Below are 14,620 nucleotides of genomic sequence, written 5' to 3'. Positions count from 1 at the left end.
TACAATGCATACAATTTAAAAAAGGGACATCGGGGCTGATTTGCTGTGCCCCACGTCCCCTTTTGAATTAATAAATAGAATCAAATTCGTTCATATATAGAAAATCCACCTGCTGCAATGCTATACGAATAGAAGAGGTGGAACTACTGGTATGAATAATTATAATTTGAGTTACATCTAAAAGTATCAATGCAACCAACAACAAGACGAAATCCATTTTCGTTCTGGATGTTTCCTTCTACTAGTTTGACAATCTTCACATGGAAATCAGGAATATTACGTCCCTTGTACGAATTAAACATGCAACCATATAAAATAATAATAATAAATGAATTCCTTATACATTGGTGCTGTATGGGTTACCATCGTTTTTTGGTTATTTTTCCTTTACGAAGAAGGAAGTAGTTCTTTCTCTTTCTCATTATACGCTTGAATCGCATTTCGATAAATCTCTTCTACCTTTTTAACGAAAGCAGTAGAAGAATAATTAGAAATGATATCTAATCTAGCATGTTGACTGATACGATCCCTGTACTCTAATAACAATTCCAATCCTTTAACAAACTCTTCGTATGAAGCAAACTGCCACCCGTTAACCCCATCCACAATTACCTTTTCCAAACAAGGGTCCTTTCGACAAAGTGCAGGAGTTCCATTTGCCATTGCTTCTAAATACGTTAATCCCTGGGTTTCACTGTTGGAAGCACTAACAAAGATATCTCCTAATTGGTAAAACTTAGATAGTTCTTCAGGAAGAACCATCCCTGTAAAAATCACTTCATCCGAAAGGCCTAATTCAAAAACATACTTTTCCAGAAAACTACGATGTGGGCCATCCCCAACAATTAACAAGGTAAACTTGCTTCTCTGTAATCTTGATAGAAACAATATGATTTCTTCCAGATTTTTTTCCTTTGCCAATCTCCCCACAGCTATAAGCACGTTGTGATGAGCAGGGATACCGAGCCCGTCTCGCAGTTTTTGCTGGTTCGTATTTTCTACTTCTTTTACATATAAGTCCAAATTTATTCCAGTAGGCACCACATGAATCTGTTGATTTACACCGTAACCTTCCAACAAACACTGTACTTTGTCTGTAGGGGCGATTACACGCTCGGTATGCTTTAAAATGGATTTAGAAAACCGTGCTGCCATTGCCTTGCCCCATTTTTTATTAGGTGAGAAATAATGCGTATAATCCTCATATATGGTGTGATACGTATGTACAATAGGAATGTTACTTTTTTTCGCTAGATGCTTAGCCATTTGAAAGGTACTAAATTCACTCTGTGAATGGATAATGTCCGGCTCCCATTCCATTAAAGCTTTGAGGTATACATTTTCTGTCTTTAATGCTACTCTTGCACCTGGATAAATCTTATCAATTCCAACCGATCTGATATACGTTACACCAGCTTTCTCAAACGAACGTAACTTTCCTGATAATGTTAGTATTCGTACCTCATGTCCAAGATTAATTAATTCTTGATGTAAACTCACAACAGACGTTACTACCCCATTAATTACTGGTGAATAACATTCCGTTGTAATTAGAATCTTCATTCTATTCCCCCATTTTAAAGAAAATTTTAAATTTATTATACTAAAGAATCCTTAACGTTTACTTAAGAAAACGTTAAGATATATTTACATAAGGTTTAAATCAAAAAATCTAAATTTCTTTTTAACTTTTCATTATTTCCACTTTACAAGGTATTTGAAAACCAACTTCAATGCTCGGGTTGAATTTTCTTGAGCGTGCAGAACTCGTTTATATATTATCTTATTTCTTAACAGTCCCGAATATCCCCTTCTTTCCAAGATTATCCTATTTATATAGTACTTCTTATTCACTTACCAGACAACACCCTTTTAATCTTTTCTGTAAAAGTAAATGGCGGAAAAATCTTTTTCTTCATTTCGTTATGATGTTTATTTTAATGACAAAAGTGAAACAGTATACTATCAACAAAGGAGTGTTCCTATGCCAACCTATCATAAACTCGTACGTGACCGTATCCCGGAAATCATCGAAAAATCCGGTAAAGATTGCAAAACGGAGACACTGAATCAGGACCGTTATATTTTGGAGCTGAAGAAAAAACTACTGGAAGAAGTGGAAGAATACCAGCAAGTAGCAACGAAGGAAAATGCATTAGAAGAACTGGCTGACCTATTAGAAATCATCTATATGCTCGTGAAGGATGTCCATGGATCCTCCATGAAAGAACTGGAAAAAATTCGATCTGAAAAAGCTGAGAAACGTGGCAGCTATGAGAAGAAAGTCTTTCTAATTGAGGTTGAAGATTAGATAATTAAAAAACAGTTCCTGTTCCCCACTGCTCATGCGTTGGGGGACTGGCACTTGTTTCTCCCACTCTCTTCAAGACTATGAACCACAGAAACACCGATGTGATTCACGCTTTTCTACTTGCCGTTTTCTATCTTCTTGTCTAAACTTAATTTATACTTGTATTTATTGTATTGGAAATGAAGAGGAGTGCCTTTTGTGAACCAGCCAACCATCCAGCTTTTCTTTCGAATCGTAATCGTCCTTTTTCTGACTGCGATTGGAGTATTTATCATTTTTCAATTGTTAAGAATCACATACCCATTTCTTATCGCAGCTCTTTTTGCATTACTTATAAATCCCATGGTCCATTTACTTGAAAAATATGTTCGATTTCCTAGGCCGCTTGCCGTTCTAGCCAGTCTCCTTCTCCTTTTTGGTATCGTCGGCGGGGCTGTTACATACATCGTTATAAAAATGATTCAAGGAATACGTTATTTGTCTGAACATGTACCAGCACAAATTGAGACAATATCTGCCGGAATCCAGCAATACGTTAATGATTTTGTTTTACCACTATGGAATCAAGGAATTGGATTAATGGATAATTTAGAGTCCTCTCAGCAGCAAGCACTACAAGAAGGCATTCAGTTACTTGGAACCAACATTGCTTCCTTACTTGGAAACATCGGACAAGGAATTGCCAATGGACTATCCTCTTTTATTAGTGCACTGCCGATCACCTTTTCTGTTATCATTTTTACGATTCTAGCAATCTATTTTATAAGTAAAGACTGGGAAAAATACACTGCTCTGTATCATAAAAAACTACCATCCTTTATCCAGACACACACCATGGATGTGATTCGAGATTTAAAGGTCAAGATTTTCGGATTCCTGAAATCACAAATTATTCTAATGGGCTTAACGGCTGCTATTAGTCTTATTGGATTGCTTATTTTAAGAGTTGATTACGCTCTGACCATTGCATTTATCCTTGGAATGCTCGAACTCATTCCATATGTTGGCCCAGGTCTCGCTCTAATACCTTGGGCAATTTATTGCATTTTCACAGGAGATGTCTTTCTTGGAGTTGGGTTATTTATCCTTTATGCTTGTACGGTTACCGTTCGCCAATTTGCAGAACCAAAGATACTGTCAACCACATTAAAATTAAATCCTTTAGCAATTCTTATTTCCCTTTTCGTAGGATTGCAGTGGTTTGGAATAATTGGGCTTGCAATTGGACCAATATTACTTGTACTGCTCATCTCGCTATATGAAGCACGGGTTTTTGACGGCGTATGGCGCTACATCAAAGGACATTCCTGACAAAAGATTGAAATTATCGAAAAACAAGATATACGAAAGGAAAAACGATTCAAAAACTAGCTGTCACAGGGCAAGATGAAAACCGTTTCAATGATGAAATGGTTGTACAGATCTAACTTTTCATGCATCCCGGTTTACTCGACTTAACTATTCAGCATCCTAACTTTCGATACTTAACTTAAAAAAATTGCACATACTTATGATATGGTTCTCTTCATACAGCTAAATTCTATGTAATTCCATATCCATACCAACGATTCATCGCTTTTTCCATCCAGACAACGTATAATAAGAAAAGCAGAAGCGGAATTCATTTTTCCACTAGTAAAAAAAAGAGGTGCAATTACTTGAAAAAGTTTGAAACAGCATTACCTGAGCACTACGAGGCATTAAAAAAACAGGCCAATTATACGTCTAGCTGGCGAGAACGATTAGACGCAGTCGAAACATTATCGGCTTATCAACACGAAAAAATTATAGATTTATTAAAAAACCGTATGCAGCATGATACTGTCTACAAGGTGCAAATCGCAGCCTACGAAGCACTTGTAGCGTTTGGCGAGGACGTAGAGAAGCCATCACCTTCACGGTTTGATATTATCAAAAACACAGATAAAATTTTCCTCCGGGTGAAAAAGAGCCTACCAAAAGACCACACCGTGGCAGACTTTGCGGATAAGCTAAAACGTATGCGATTAGATGTGTATGATGCGTATGAAGGCGACAAAGGGGAACAATTTATGAACTGGTTAGAGGAACGTTGGGCAAAACTGTAATCAGTAGTTTGGAAATTCATGAAAGAAAGTCACTCTCTTCGAATTTGGAAGGAGTGGCTTTTTTTTATCTTACATAGAGGGTTACCTATGTTCCATCAGAAAACGGTTCTGCCCTCCGCTACTTTACAGTATTAAAGCGATGAGGGACTGGCACTTGAATCCCTCGCCTTATTATTATAGTAACCATGAAGACCACTGAATTTATTCTGCGATTTTTAATGCATGTTCTTCCACCAGAGTTTGTGAAAATTAGTCACTATGGATCAAAAAATTTGCAATAGTAATTACATAAAATAAGAAGAGGGCACAACGAGCAGTTTAAATCCGCTAGTTGTGCCCTCTTTCGCGCAAACTTCCGATTGTCCCCTTAAAGACCCGTCCCCATGCTTCCATTTATCTACTCAATCAAACCAGCTTCCTGTAAAAATTTCTTTGCCACAAAATCAACCATCATGCCTTCGTTATCCACTTTGGCGTTCATGGCTTGCATTGTCTGTTCATCAATTTTATCTTCCAGCAGCAGTAGTACTTCTTCCAGTTCAGGATATTTTTCGAGCGTTTCTTCCAGTACTAGAGGAAGAGCGTGATAAGGTGGGAAGTATGATTTATCATCTTCGAGAACTCTTAAATCATATATCTGTAACTGACCATCTGTTGTGTAGGAATTGATTACATCCACTTCACCACTATTAATGGCGCGATACATCATCCCATGATCCATTCCCTTTACATCTTTAAACTCAAGATCATATTCCTCTTCAAAGCCTGGCAAACCGTCCGGTCGATCAATAAACTCGAAAACAGCTCCAAGTGTATATTGATCGGATACTTCGGCAAAGTCACTAAACGTTTCTACCCCTAGTCGCTCTGCTTCTGCTTCGTCAAATGCAAGTGTGTACGTATTATTAAAGCCGAATGTACCTAATGCTACAATCCCATCCTCGGCCACCAGTTCCTTCGTTTTCGCTAACGTTTCCTCGGCAGTCCCGGGAGTTTCACCATAATACGTTATTACAATCGTACCTGTATAATCAGGTATTACCTGAATACTGCCATTCATCATTGCATTCCACACAACATTGGATCCACCAAGATTTTCCCGATACATGATATCTATATCTGTTTTTTCTTCAATCAATTGACCCATAATATTCGATAATATGATACTTTCCGTATTATTTCTTGAACCAATAGTGACTGCATCATCTGTTGTTAAAATGCAACCTGCAAGGGGAAAAACCGTAATAAAAACAATAACCATTAATAGTAATTTTATCTTATTCATTCTATTTCAACCCTTCTGGTGTAGACCAACGTTCAATCTTATTGAAGGAAAACTCAAGTATAATCGCTAAGATAGCAGCTGGAATAGCTCCTAGGAATATTAAACCATCTATTCCCCGGGTAATACCTAAGAATATAAAGTCTCCAAGTCCACCAGCACCTATAAACGCTGCCAAAGTAGCATTTCCCACGTTGATAACCGCCGCTGTACGTATTCCAGCCATTATTATTGGAATCGACAAAGGAAGCTCAACCTTAAATAATATCATCTTACCCGTCATTCCCATTCCTTTAGCCGCTTCCAAGGTTGCACGATCTACATCTTTAATACCTGTATATGTGTTCCGAACAATCGGTAAAAGTGAATATAAAAATAATGCCGCAATCCCCGTTTTAACGCCAATTCCAAAAATAGGTATTAAAAACCCGAGTACTGCTAGACTAGGAATGGTTTGCATAATACCTGTCCCACCTAATACGAAAGGTACGAGCGATGGTACACGTGTAATAAGAATACCTAAGAAAACACCAAGTATAATTGCCATTAACATAGAAAAAAACACGAGTTGGATATGGACAAATGTCGCCCCAAGAACTTCTTGCCAACGCATTTGTGTTTGTTGGACAATTTGTTCCCATAAATTTAAATTATTCATTCCCTTCCTCCTCCATTTCTGTCCATTGACTGGACAATGCGGAAAGCAATGTTCCACGAGTCACTAATCCTACTACCCTTTTGGCTTCATCTACTACTGGAATGATTCCGTGTGAAGCTGACTGCATCATAACAATAGCATCTTTGGCACTAGCCGAGCTCAAGATAAATGGTTCAGAGGACAGCATAATCTCTTCAATTGTTTTAATTTCGCCCATTTTCTTTATCAGATCATATGCAGACACAATTCCCATCATTTTGTCCTTCTCGTCAACGACAATTAACATTGTTTTTCTTTGTTTGCGCATCATGGCAAGCGATTTTTCAGGGGATCGATTTGGAAGAGCAGTTAAGACTGAATCCGTCATTACATCTACAACCGACATTAGGTCAGGATTTTGGATAATTCGATGCTTACCAATAAACTCTTCGACAAAGCCAGATGCTGGTTCGTGTAATAATTTCTCCGGGGTATCGAGTTGAAGTAAAGCACCATCTTTCATGATGGCAATTCGATCACCAAGCTTTAACGCCTCGTCCATATCATGCGTTACAAAAACAATTGTCTTTTTCAATTTTTGCTGTAAAGAAATTAACTCTCCTTGTAATTGCTCCCTCGTGATTGGATCAAGTGCACCAAATGGTTCATCCATCAAGATAACACGAGGATTGGATGCTAAAGCCCTTGCCACACCGACACGCTGTTGTTGTCCACCTGATAATTCTTTAGGATAACGGGTGCTGAATACCTTTGGATCAAGTCCAACCAGCTCCATAAGTTCTTTCACTCGCTCCTTGATATCCTGTTCATTCCAACCCTTAAGTTGCGGAACTATTGCAATATTTTTTTCAATCGTATAATGTGGAAATAGACCAATTTGTTGAATGACATAACCGATATTACGACGCAACTCTGCTGCATTTAACTTCGTAACATCTTTTCCATTTATAGAAACCGTTCCCGATGTATGGGGAATCATTCTATTAATCATTTTCATTGTTGTTGATTTGCCAGATCCACTTGGCCCAATAAGAACAACAAGCTCTCCTTCAGGAATTTCAAAACTGACGGAATCTACTGCTTTAAATCCATCCTTGTAAATTTTACTTACATTTTCAAATTTTAACATATGTACCCCCTATAGTTTTTTTCTCATTAGAAAACTTGGCATACGCCAAGCCTTTGGGCGGATGCCTTAGTTGCACTTAAGCAAGTAAGAAAGTTTATACTTTCTTACTTGCTTAGAAAACTTGGTTGTCGCCAGGGCTTTCGGTGCAGCCTTAGTTCCACTTATGTATATAGGAAAGCTTTATACTTTCCTATATACCAAAAAAAATTTCCCTAAGCACTAGTGTGCGCAGGGAAACCTTTTTTATTAGAAAAGGCTTATGTAAAAAAAAAAAGTCCTAAATTCAGTATACATCTCAATAGACTTTGATACAAAGCGTATAAACTCTGCAATGGCCTTATATTACTCATTATTTGTTCCTACATAGTATAGGAGGGCTATGTATGTAATAGATCCTCTCTATGCCTTCTATTTCCATCCGTTAGCTACAAATTAGGGAGTTGGGACATGATCAGTAATCGATGTTTGGCTCTTAACTCATCTTCTTCAGCGTCTTCACGTGCTTTGATCTCGGAGAGCTTTATCCTCCTCTGTCGGTATATAAATAGGTGTTCATTCACCTGAACGATAAAGTTGCGCAAGACGAATGGAGTCTCTGCGATCTGTTTTAGTTCGTTCACCCGGTCTTTGAGGGATCAAGGAAGACGCTTCGACCGATGAAGTATTTGATACAGTAGATTATCCCGAAGCATTGGAAGTAGCTTAGGAACCTATCGAGTAAATGTGGAAACATCGGACGATTCTTCCACTTCTGATATTAATACAGAAGTAGGAAAACCGTTCGAGGCCACTTAAAAAACACCCTTTTTTCCGGCGTATATTTCTAGAGAATTATTGTGCCAGTCCTCCGCCACTTTAAAGCACTGGGGATTGACATTTGAATTTTGATTATCTCACTTTTTGTTTTCTCATCCATTGCGTGGCTACCCATTTTTCTCCTGCGATGACGGGTGCTCCAGCGTGTAATGTTTTTTCATTCAGGCGTTGATCGGTATAGAAGTATTCAAAGTACACCGCTCTTCCTTTTTTCGGAGAAACAGAAAACCCAAGTTCCGTAAAAAAGGTTTCACCCCCTTGATCGACATCGTTTAAGTACATGACCAGCGTGCTGATTCGGTTATTTTTGGAAGCTTTGCTTGCAGCTGAAAAATAATCATAATGAGCTTTGTACTCCTGTCCGGGCATATAGTTCAGAATTTGAAGCCCTTCTGCGTGTTCGACGGGGATGTTCATGATGCTTGCTACTCGTTTTTCAATGGTCGTCAGAATGTCATGTTCTACATCAAAAAACATGCCGCTGCTTGTTCGGATGTCATTAACTTCCCGGGAATCTCCAATTTTTGAACGATGCATATTATCTTTTGATAATCGAATGAGTTCGTCACACTCTTCGTCGCTCAAAACATTCTCTAAAACTACCACAAGCGGTTCTTCCAGACGGGCAACGATATGAATCGCTCGATCATCTGTTTGAAATCGATTTCCGACATGATGAAAAATGGTTTGTTCCTTTACCTTTGTCAACGTATACCGACTCCTTAAATGAATTTAATTTCGGAAGTGTCGTTCGTATACTATTATACTGTAATTTTCTGTCTTTTCAGTAAATTAAGTGCGTTTTGAATGATTTATTTTGCATCTAATATAGGCTTCTCTTAGATCTACCCTTTAATTTCCTCTTAATACAAAAAAAGAGTAATCGTATCCGAGAAGTGATGACGATTACTCTTGCTGGACTTGCACATATAGGACGCCTGGTAGATCTATTGACAATTTTATATGTTCAGTAGGGGACTGAAACGGTCAGACCGCCTCATTCACCTAAATCCATTATACTGTAAACCATGTCCTAGTTTATAAACATTTCCATCGCTGTCTTTGTAGGCATAGCCCATTCCTTCTGGCATATATTTATCTTTATCATAGCCTGGAACATCATTTCTTGATGCACAATTACCATTTTCATCAACGGCAATCACTTCTTCACTTGCTGGTAAAGTCAACGGCAGGACACCTGTTGGACCATCGTTTCCAGCAATAATTTCAAGCTGTGCTTTGAAGAATGTATCGTATCCGGCAACCAAGGCATCTGCCAATGGTTCTACATTTCCTAGAAGCCATGGCAAGCTAACATTTACACTTATAATAACTTTGCCGCCGCGACTGCGGATGTTCTCTGCTACTGTATTCAAATGCTCGATATCGCTTAAAGTAGTTTCTTGATATGGAGAACCATCCATGGCTTTTAATGATTTATTTTCACATAAACCGAGCTCCAATAATCCTGGTGTTGCATTAAAATAGGTGCCCGATTTCGGCTGCAGGAACAAGATAGCGATATCCGCTTCTTCATACGCATCGGTCAACTCAAATTGACCTAATTCCTTCGCATCGGCCAATGCTTGCTCCGTATACGTTGCTGCATGCTCTGTGTCCTTATGGTAAGCTTTCATATACACTTTTTTACCTTCCAGCTTGTCCGCTGTTAATGGCAGTGTTTCTTTTGAGTTTTTCAAAATAGTAACTGATTTTTTATGTGCTTCATACGCTGCATCCCAATGTGCTGGAGTATTTACTACCTTATCCGCATTTTCTGGTGAATTGTACGTACGGTTATCAAACAGACCTAATGCAAACATTTCTGTAAGCAGTCTTTCATTTGCTTCATTGATGCGCTTTTCACTGATCCAGCCATTATCCACTGCTTCTTTCAGGTTCTCAATATCATTTGTATCTGCAATGATATCTGTTCCTGCATTAACCGCTTTCGCAAAACGCTCTGGCACACTTAAACTTTCAACGCCCCAGCTCATATTGTTGACGATACCGCTGTCACTGTTAATATAGCCTTTGAAGCCCAGTTTTCCGCGCAGAATATCTTCAAGGAAATAATGATTAAATGCAAATCCAACTTCTTCAAATGGAATATCTTCGCCTTCAAATTCCTGATACACACTCTTCTTGATGCTTGGGATCGAGTAATAAGGCATAATGGATGACGTACCATGTTCGACAGCTGCTCTAAATGGTGGCAGATGATATTTTTCTAAACTTCCCGGAGTTGGGTAAAGATTCCACTTTCCTTCTTTATAATGCGGGTCAAAACCATTTTCCCTTGGTCCTCCCCCAGGGAAATGTTTGGTTGTCATCGCGATGCTGTCTTTACCTAATGTTTCCCCTTGGAATGCGTCAATAATACGGCCAATTGCGTCTGCAATAAATTCTGGATCCTCACCAAACGTACCATATGTTCGCTGCCATCTTGGATCTGTGACAACATCCGCCATATACATATAACCTTTTCTTAAACCGGTAGCATTCCATTCATCGTGGGCAATTTTAGCAAATTCACTGATGATAGAAGCATCCTTGCCATTTTTAATATCACCCATCGCCGCTGCTGCAAGACCTAATGTACCCGGCCATGTGGAGAAAATACCAATGGCATCATTCATTCCAAAAATCGATTCACCATTTTCATTTCTTGAATTGGATGCAACGATGACTGGAATACCTAAGCGTGTTGCCTCTGCTACTTCATTCATCGTATTAATCCATTCCGCTGTTTCTGCCGGACTAAAATTATCTCGTAAAATGTAGTGGCGTAAATGTCTATCTTTGATTGTATGGGTCGTTCCATATACTTTGCTTGTGGCAAAGATACTTTCTCCCTTTTCCACAATCCCTTCATCTAACACGCCATCATGGCTCGTTTTGCTCTTATCCTCTTGATAAAGTCCCATTCTGCGAGTGTTAATCAGCATCACACCAATTTTTTCATCCATATTCATTAAAGAAACTAGATTTTTCGCCCGTTCTTCCGGGCTTAATCTCCAATCTTCGTAAGGGTCAAGTTTTCCATTGTTATTTAAATCTTTAAATGTGAAACCATCTTTTTCAATAAGTTGCTTGTTTTTCACTTCCAGTTTTGGTTGTTTGTGCTCCATGTGAGTTCTTCCTCCTATAATTTTTATTCTGCTTGTGATACGCTCCAGTTGCAAAAGCGTCCTGCGGTGTCCTATCTCTGTTCAAAGAAACACCGCAAAATCATGTTATATATCCAGCTTCATTAAACTGTTCTCCGATGATACGGACACTTCTTTTGTAACATCGATATCGGAGTATTCCTCTGTATTTGTAATAACAACAGGTGTGGTAATATCAAATCCAGCTTTTTCAATATTTTTTATATCAAATTCTAATAGAAGATTACCTTGCTTCACCTGATCCCCTTGCTTGATATGGACCTTGAAATATTGTCCATTCAGCTTCACTGTATCTATTCCTACGTAAATTAAAATTTCTGCGCCTTTGTTCGAAGTGATTCCAATCGCATGCTGTGTAGGGAATAAGGTTGTAATTTCTCCATCTACAGGGGCATAGACTTTCCCTTCTGAAGGATGGATTGCAACTCCTTTCCCGACTGTATTTGTAGCAAATAGCGGCTCATTCACTTCAGCTAATGGGATGACATTCCCTTTTAATGGACTAGAAATTGTTTCTGGCTTAACCACCTTGAGATGAATGGTATCATCATTTTTCCCTTGAAAGCCTAGTACATATGTGAAGATTAATCCTAACGCAAAGGCTACTCCAGTTCCGACTAAATGCTGACTGATAGGCGAGAAGGCAGGTATGGACAGTACACTCGGAAGAACGAAATCATTCATCACGACACCAAATGCTCCATTAATCGCTCCTCCAATTCCACCAGCAATAACGACATAAACGATTGTTTTCCTATAGCGCAAGAGAATTCCGTAATAAATTGCTTCTGTCGTACCAGCAAGTGAACCTGGCAGAATTCCGCTTGCGGCAAGTGACTTCAGTTCATTGTCTTTCGTTTTGAAAAATATGGCTATTGCGACCCCGATTTGAGCAAATACAGCTGGGGCTGCCATGGCGATGATTGGATCAGGACCATATGCGAGGTTGGCAATAGCAAGTGGAATGATTGTCCAGTGTAATCCTGCAATGGTAAGGAATGTCCATGCACCACCGAGAACCGCTCCTGCCAACAGTCCGCTTTTATCACTAAGAAAAGTTATAATGGCACCAAGACCGTCTCCAACTAAATTTCCAAAAGGACCAAAGAAAAGCATTGTTAATGGCACCAGAATAACTAAAGAGATAAGCGGGTTGATAAACATTTGGATATCTTTATATATAATTTTTTTCAAAAACTTCTCTAACCCTGCATAAACAAACATGGCAATAAAAATCGGAAATACGCTTGAAGAATAGTTAGCCAAATTAACAGTTAGACCTAAAAAGCTGATTGATTCAACACCTGCGTCGACAAGGTTCATTATTTCGGGAGTTAAAAGAGCTGCTCCGATGGCTCCGCCGACATAGCCATTTCCGCCTAGTTTTATTGCGATTGTAATACCAAGAAAGACGGGAAGGAAATAAAATATAGAATTCCCGGCAGCAGATAAAACAATATAGGTACCGCTTTCACTTGAAAGCCAGCCAAGCTGACTTAAGACGGATAAAGCTGCTTTTAGCAGACCTGCACCAGCAAGTACACCAATGATTGGAGCAAAGCTTCCGGAGATTACTTCGAGAACTTTAGATAACTTCGACTCTTTTTTTTCAACATTATTCTGACTCATTGTAAAGTTCCTTTCTTATTTACTTGAACGGAGATGCAAGGATTTCTCTATGCTATTTTCTCAACTCAATTAATACGCTTACAAATTAAAATCTGTTATTTCTTATGAAATACAATTATCATGAATTAAATTGTATTTTGAATATATCTCTATATTAAATTGAATTTATGTTTATTCATAGGACAAAAACAGCGTTAACCGGATAAAAATCACATTTGACAAATTTCGCATTATGGGAGGAAATGATAATTGTGTACTGAAGAATTGTTTCTAGCGATGGGGATTCACAGGGACAGGTTCTTCTACTTCCGGGCGCAGATTCTAGGAAGTAGAAGAAGAACGAAATCGCTTTGCCTAATGGCGCAAAACAAGTTTTGACGGCTTTATCATTAGGAATAAGCGGAGTGCTTTATACACCGCTCTTCAAATTAAGGTGCGTTTCTAATGATTTATTCTGCTTCCAAGATAGTATTCTCCTAATTCTCCCCTTACATAATACGGAAATTGAAAAACCGAACAGTGAGTGGCACTGTTCGGTAGTCATATTAAACCTCACTATATTCCTCTTTTAAACACATAAACCAGTATCCAAACTGATCCGTTTTAGCTATTGCTTCTCTGGATTCCACTTTACCTGAAGCATTAAAATACCACGCTTCTATTTTCTCCATCTCCTCGCTAACATCAAAATAACGATAAACCATCAATACATTTGATTTCTGTATTAAATTCTTCTCTATAACCATCTCATTTAATACAGATATGCGTTCCATAGATTCCACGTATTGGATACCGATAACATTATGAGGGAAATAACCATCCTCCGTTTTTGAAAATAGCTTTTCGATTGTATCTATATCCTTGCTCCACAAGCTCTCCCTCTCTAAGTGTAAGGCAAGATACTGGTAGTTTACTTGACTCGCTCTTTGATCCCACTTCCACCATGATAAGTCCATTGGTCGGGATTTTCCATTTAGATGATCAAATTTGTAATCCTCAATAAAAACCAAATAACCGAGGTATTCACCTAATGTCGCAAAATAGTCAACTTCTCTTTTCGTTAACATGGTACGATTATGCTCGTTTGACAAGTTCATTCTTCTATAATTACGTACGTAACCCTCAAAGAACTGCATTAGATTTAAATAATCTTTCTCCAAAATTTCATCCCCTGATTCTAAAGATAATGCCTTCGATACAGAATAATTTTTCCAGAATTGACTCATACAGGTTGTTTTGGTGACTTGCGATAGTGTTGTTAACGATGATAAAGTAAAGTACTTACTTGAACTTATCTCTTTGTACATTTGTAGTTTTTTAAAATTTTCTCAACTTAATTTCCTGGTATACCTACATTTCTGAAATTGTTGCCTAACGCCCATCGCTTTACAGTATTAAAACGATGACTAGATTTACAGTCAAATATAACAGTAAATTACTTTTTTTAATTCTTCCACGTCTAACCAAATGAATGACCTGCCTCATCTTTTTTGGTAGTATACCCAAAAATGTGGAATCAATTTACTACTTACTTTCTC

Annotated in this window: 12 protein-coding genes; 4 read left to right on the top strand and 8 right to left on the bottom strand. The window is 38.3% G+C overall.

Translation table 11 applies throughout. The features are described 5' to 3' along the window. Positions 1-387: 387 nt before the first annotated feature. A complete protein-coding gene (locus MN204_RS17880) occupies positions 388-1,563 on the bottom strand; it encodes a glycosyltransferase family 4 protein (protein WP_249872462.1) in 1,176 nt (391 codons plus the stop codon). Between the two features lie 421 nt (positions 1,564-1,984). Here MN204_RS17880 and MN204_RS17875 point away from each other — a divergent pair, with 421 nt between their 5' ends. From MN204_RS17875 to MN204_RS21525, 4 genes are all read left to right on the top strand, one after another. Further along, positions 1,985-2,311, top strand: a complete 327-nt coding sequence (locus MN204_RS17875; RefSeq protein ID WP_249872461.1) for a nucleoside triphosphate pyrophosphohydrolase — start codon at positions 1,985-1,987, stop codon at positions 2,309-2,311. Positions 2,312-2,509: 198 nt separating this feature from the next. Beyond that, positions 2,510-3,622, top strand: a complete 1,113-nt coding sequence (ytvI, locus tag MN204_RS17870) for a sporulation integral membrane protein YtvI (RefSeq protein WP_249872460.1) — start codon at positions 2,510-2,512, stop codon at positions 3,620-3,622. Positions 3,623-3,969: 347 nt separating this feature from the next. Further along, positions 3,970-4,398, top strand: a complete 429-nt coding sequence (locus MN204_RS17865; protein WP_249872459.1) for a HEAT repeat domain-containing protein — start codon at positions 3,970-3,972, stop codon at positions 4,396-4,398. A 185-nt stretch (positions 4,399-4,583) separates the two neighbouring features. Further along, positions 4,584-4,679, top strand: coding sequence for a transposase (locus MN204_RS21525; protein ID WP_368858681.1), 96 nt, complete (start codon positions 4,584-4,586; stop codon positions 4,677-4,679). Positions 4,680-4,795: 116 nt separating this feature from the next. Here the strand turns inward: MN204_RS21525 and MN204_RS17860 are convergent, their stop codons facing one another. From MN204_RS17860 to MN204_RS17830, 7 genes are all read right to left on the bottom strand, one after another. Continuing rightward, positions 4,796-5,683 carry a glycine betaine ABC transporter substrate-binding protein gene (locus MN204_RS17860; RefSeq protein WP_249872458.1) on the bottom strand — a complete coding sequence of 296 codons (888 nt, stop codon included), beginning with the start codon at positions 5,681-5,683 and terminating at the stop codon, positions 4,796-4,798. 1 nt (position 5,684) lies between these two features. Continuing rightward, complete coding sequence (locus MN204_RS17855; protein WP_249872457.1) at positions 5,685-6,338, bottom strand: ABC transporter permease; 654 nt, start codon at positions 6,336-6,338, stop codon at positions 5,685-5,687. Beyond that, positions 6,331-7,467, bottom strand: coding sequence for a betaine/proline/choline family ABC transporter ATP-binding protein (locus tag MN204_RS17850; RefSeq protein WP_249872456.1), 1,137 nt, complete (start codon positions 7,465-7,467; stop codon positions 6,331-6,333). The genes MN204_RS17855 and MN204_RS17850 overlap by 8 nt, the downstream gene beginning before the upstream one ends. 888 nt (positions 7,468-8,355) lie before the next feature. Continuing rightward, positions 8,356-8,991, bottom strand: a complete 636-nt coding sequence (locus MN204_RS17845) for a 2OG-Fe(II) oxygenase (protein WP_249872455.1) — start codon at positions 8,989-8,991, stop codon at positions 8,356-8,358. A 293-nt stretch (positions 8,992-9,284) separates the two neighbouring features. After that, the gene (locus MN204_RS17840) at positions 9,285-11,414 is read right to left on the bottom strand and encodes a glycoside hydrolase family 3 protein (RefSeq protein WP_249872454.1); all 2,130 of its coding nucleotides are present in this window, start codon (positions 11,412-11,414) and stop codon (positions 9,285-9,287) included. A gap of 105 nt (positions 11,415-11,519) precedes the next feature. After that, positions 11,520-13,082 (bottom strand): glucose PTS transporter subunit IIA, encoded by a 1,563-nt coding sequence (locus tag MN204_RS17835; protein ID WP_249872453.1) that lies wholly within the window; start codon positions 13,080-13,082, stop codon positions 11,520-11,522. A 545-nt stretch (positions 13,083-13,627) separates the two neighbouring features. Next, a complete protein-coding gene (locus MN204_RS17830) occupies positions 13,628-14,242 on the bottom strand; it encodes a hypothetical protein (protein WP_249872452.1) in 615 nt (204 codons plus the stop codon). Positions 14,243-14,620: the final 378 nt, after the last annotated feature.

Source organism: Oceanobacillus saliphilus (assembly GCF_023522835.1).
GTDB classification, from domain to species: Bacteria; Bacillota; Bacilli; order Bacillales; family Amphibacillaceae; genus Oceanobacillus; species Oceanobacillus saliphilus.
Note: the sequence above shows the minus strand (reverse complement) of the source record. Positions and strands in the feature narration are given on the sequence as shown.

Excerpts from the sequence above, each read along its gene's own strand:
- MN204_RS17880 (WP_249872462.1), bottom strand. The coding sequence starts at position 1,563 with ATGAAGATTCTAATTACAACGGAATGTTATTCACCAGTAATTAATGGG.
- MN204_RS17875 (WP_249872461.1), top strand. The coding sequence starts at position 1,985 with ATGCCAACCTATCATAAACTCGTACGTGACCGTATCCCGGAAATCATC.
- MN204_RS21525 (WP_368858681.1), top strand. The coding sequence starts at position 4,584 with ATGAAGACCACTGAATTTATTCTGCGATTTTTAATGCATGTTCTTCCA.
- MN204_RS17860 (WP_249872458.1), bottom strand. The coding sequence starts at position 5,683 with ATGAATAAGATAAAATTACTATTAATGGTTATTGTTTTTATTACGGTT.
- MN204_RS17855 (WP_249872457.1), bottom strand. The coding sequence starts at position 6,338 with ATGAATAATTTAAATTTATGGGAACAAATTGTCCAACAAACACAAATG.
- MN204_RS17850 (WP_249872456.1), bottom strand. The coding sequence starts at position 7,467 with ATGTTAAAATTTGAAAATGTAAGTAAAATTTACAAGGATGGATTTAAA.
- MN204_RS17840 (WP_249872454.1), bottom strand. The coding sequence starts at position 11,414 with ATGGAGCACAAACAACCAAAACTGGAAGTGAAAAACAAGCAACTTATT.
- MN204_RS17835 (WP_249872453.1), bottom strand. The coding sequence starts at position 13,082 with ATGAGTCAGAATAATGTTGAAAAAAAAGAGTCGAAGTTATCTAAAGTT.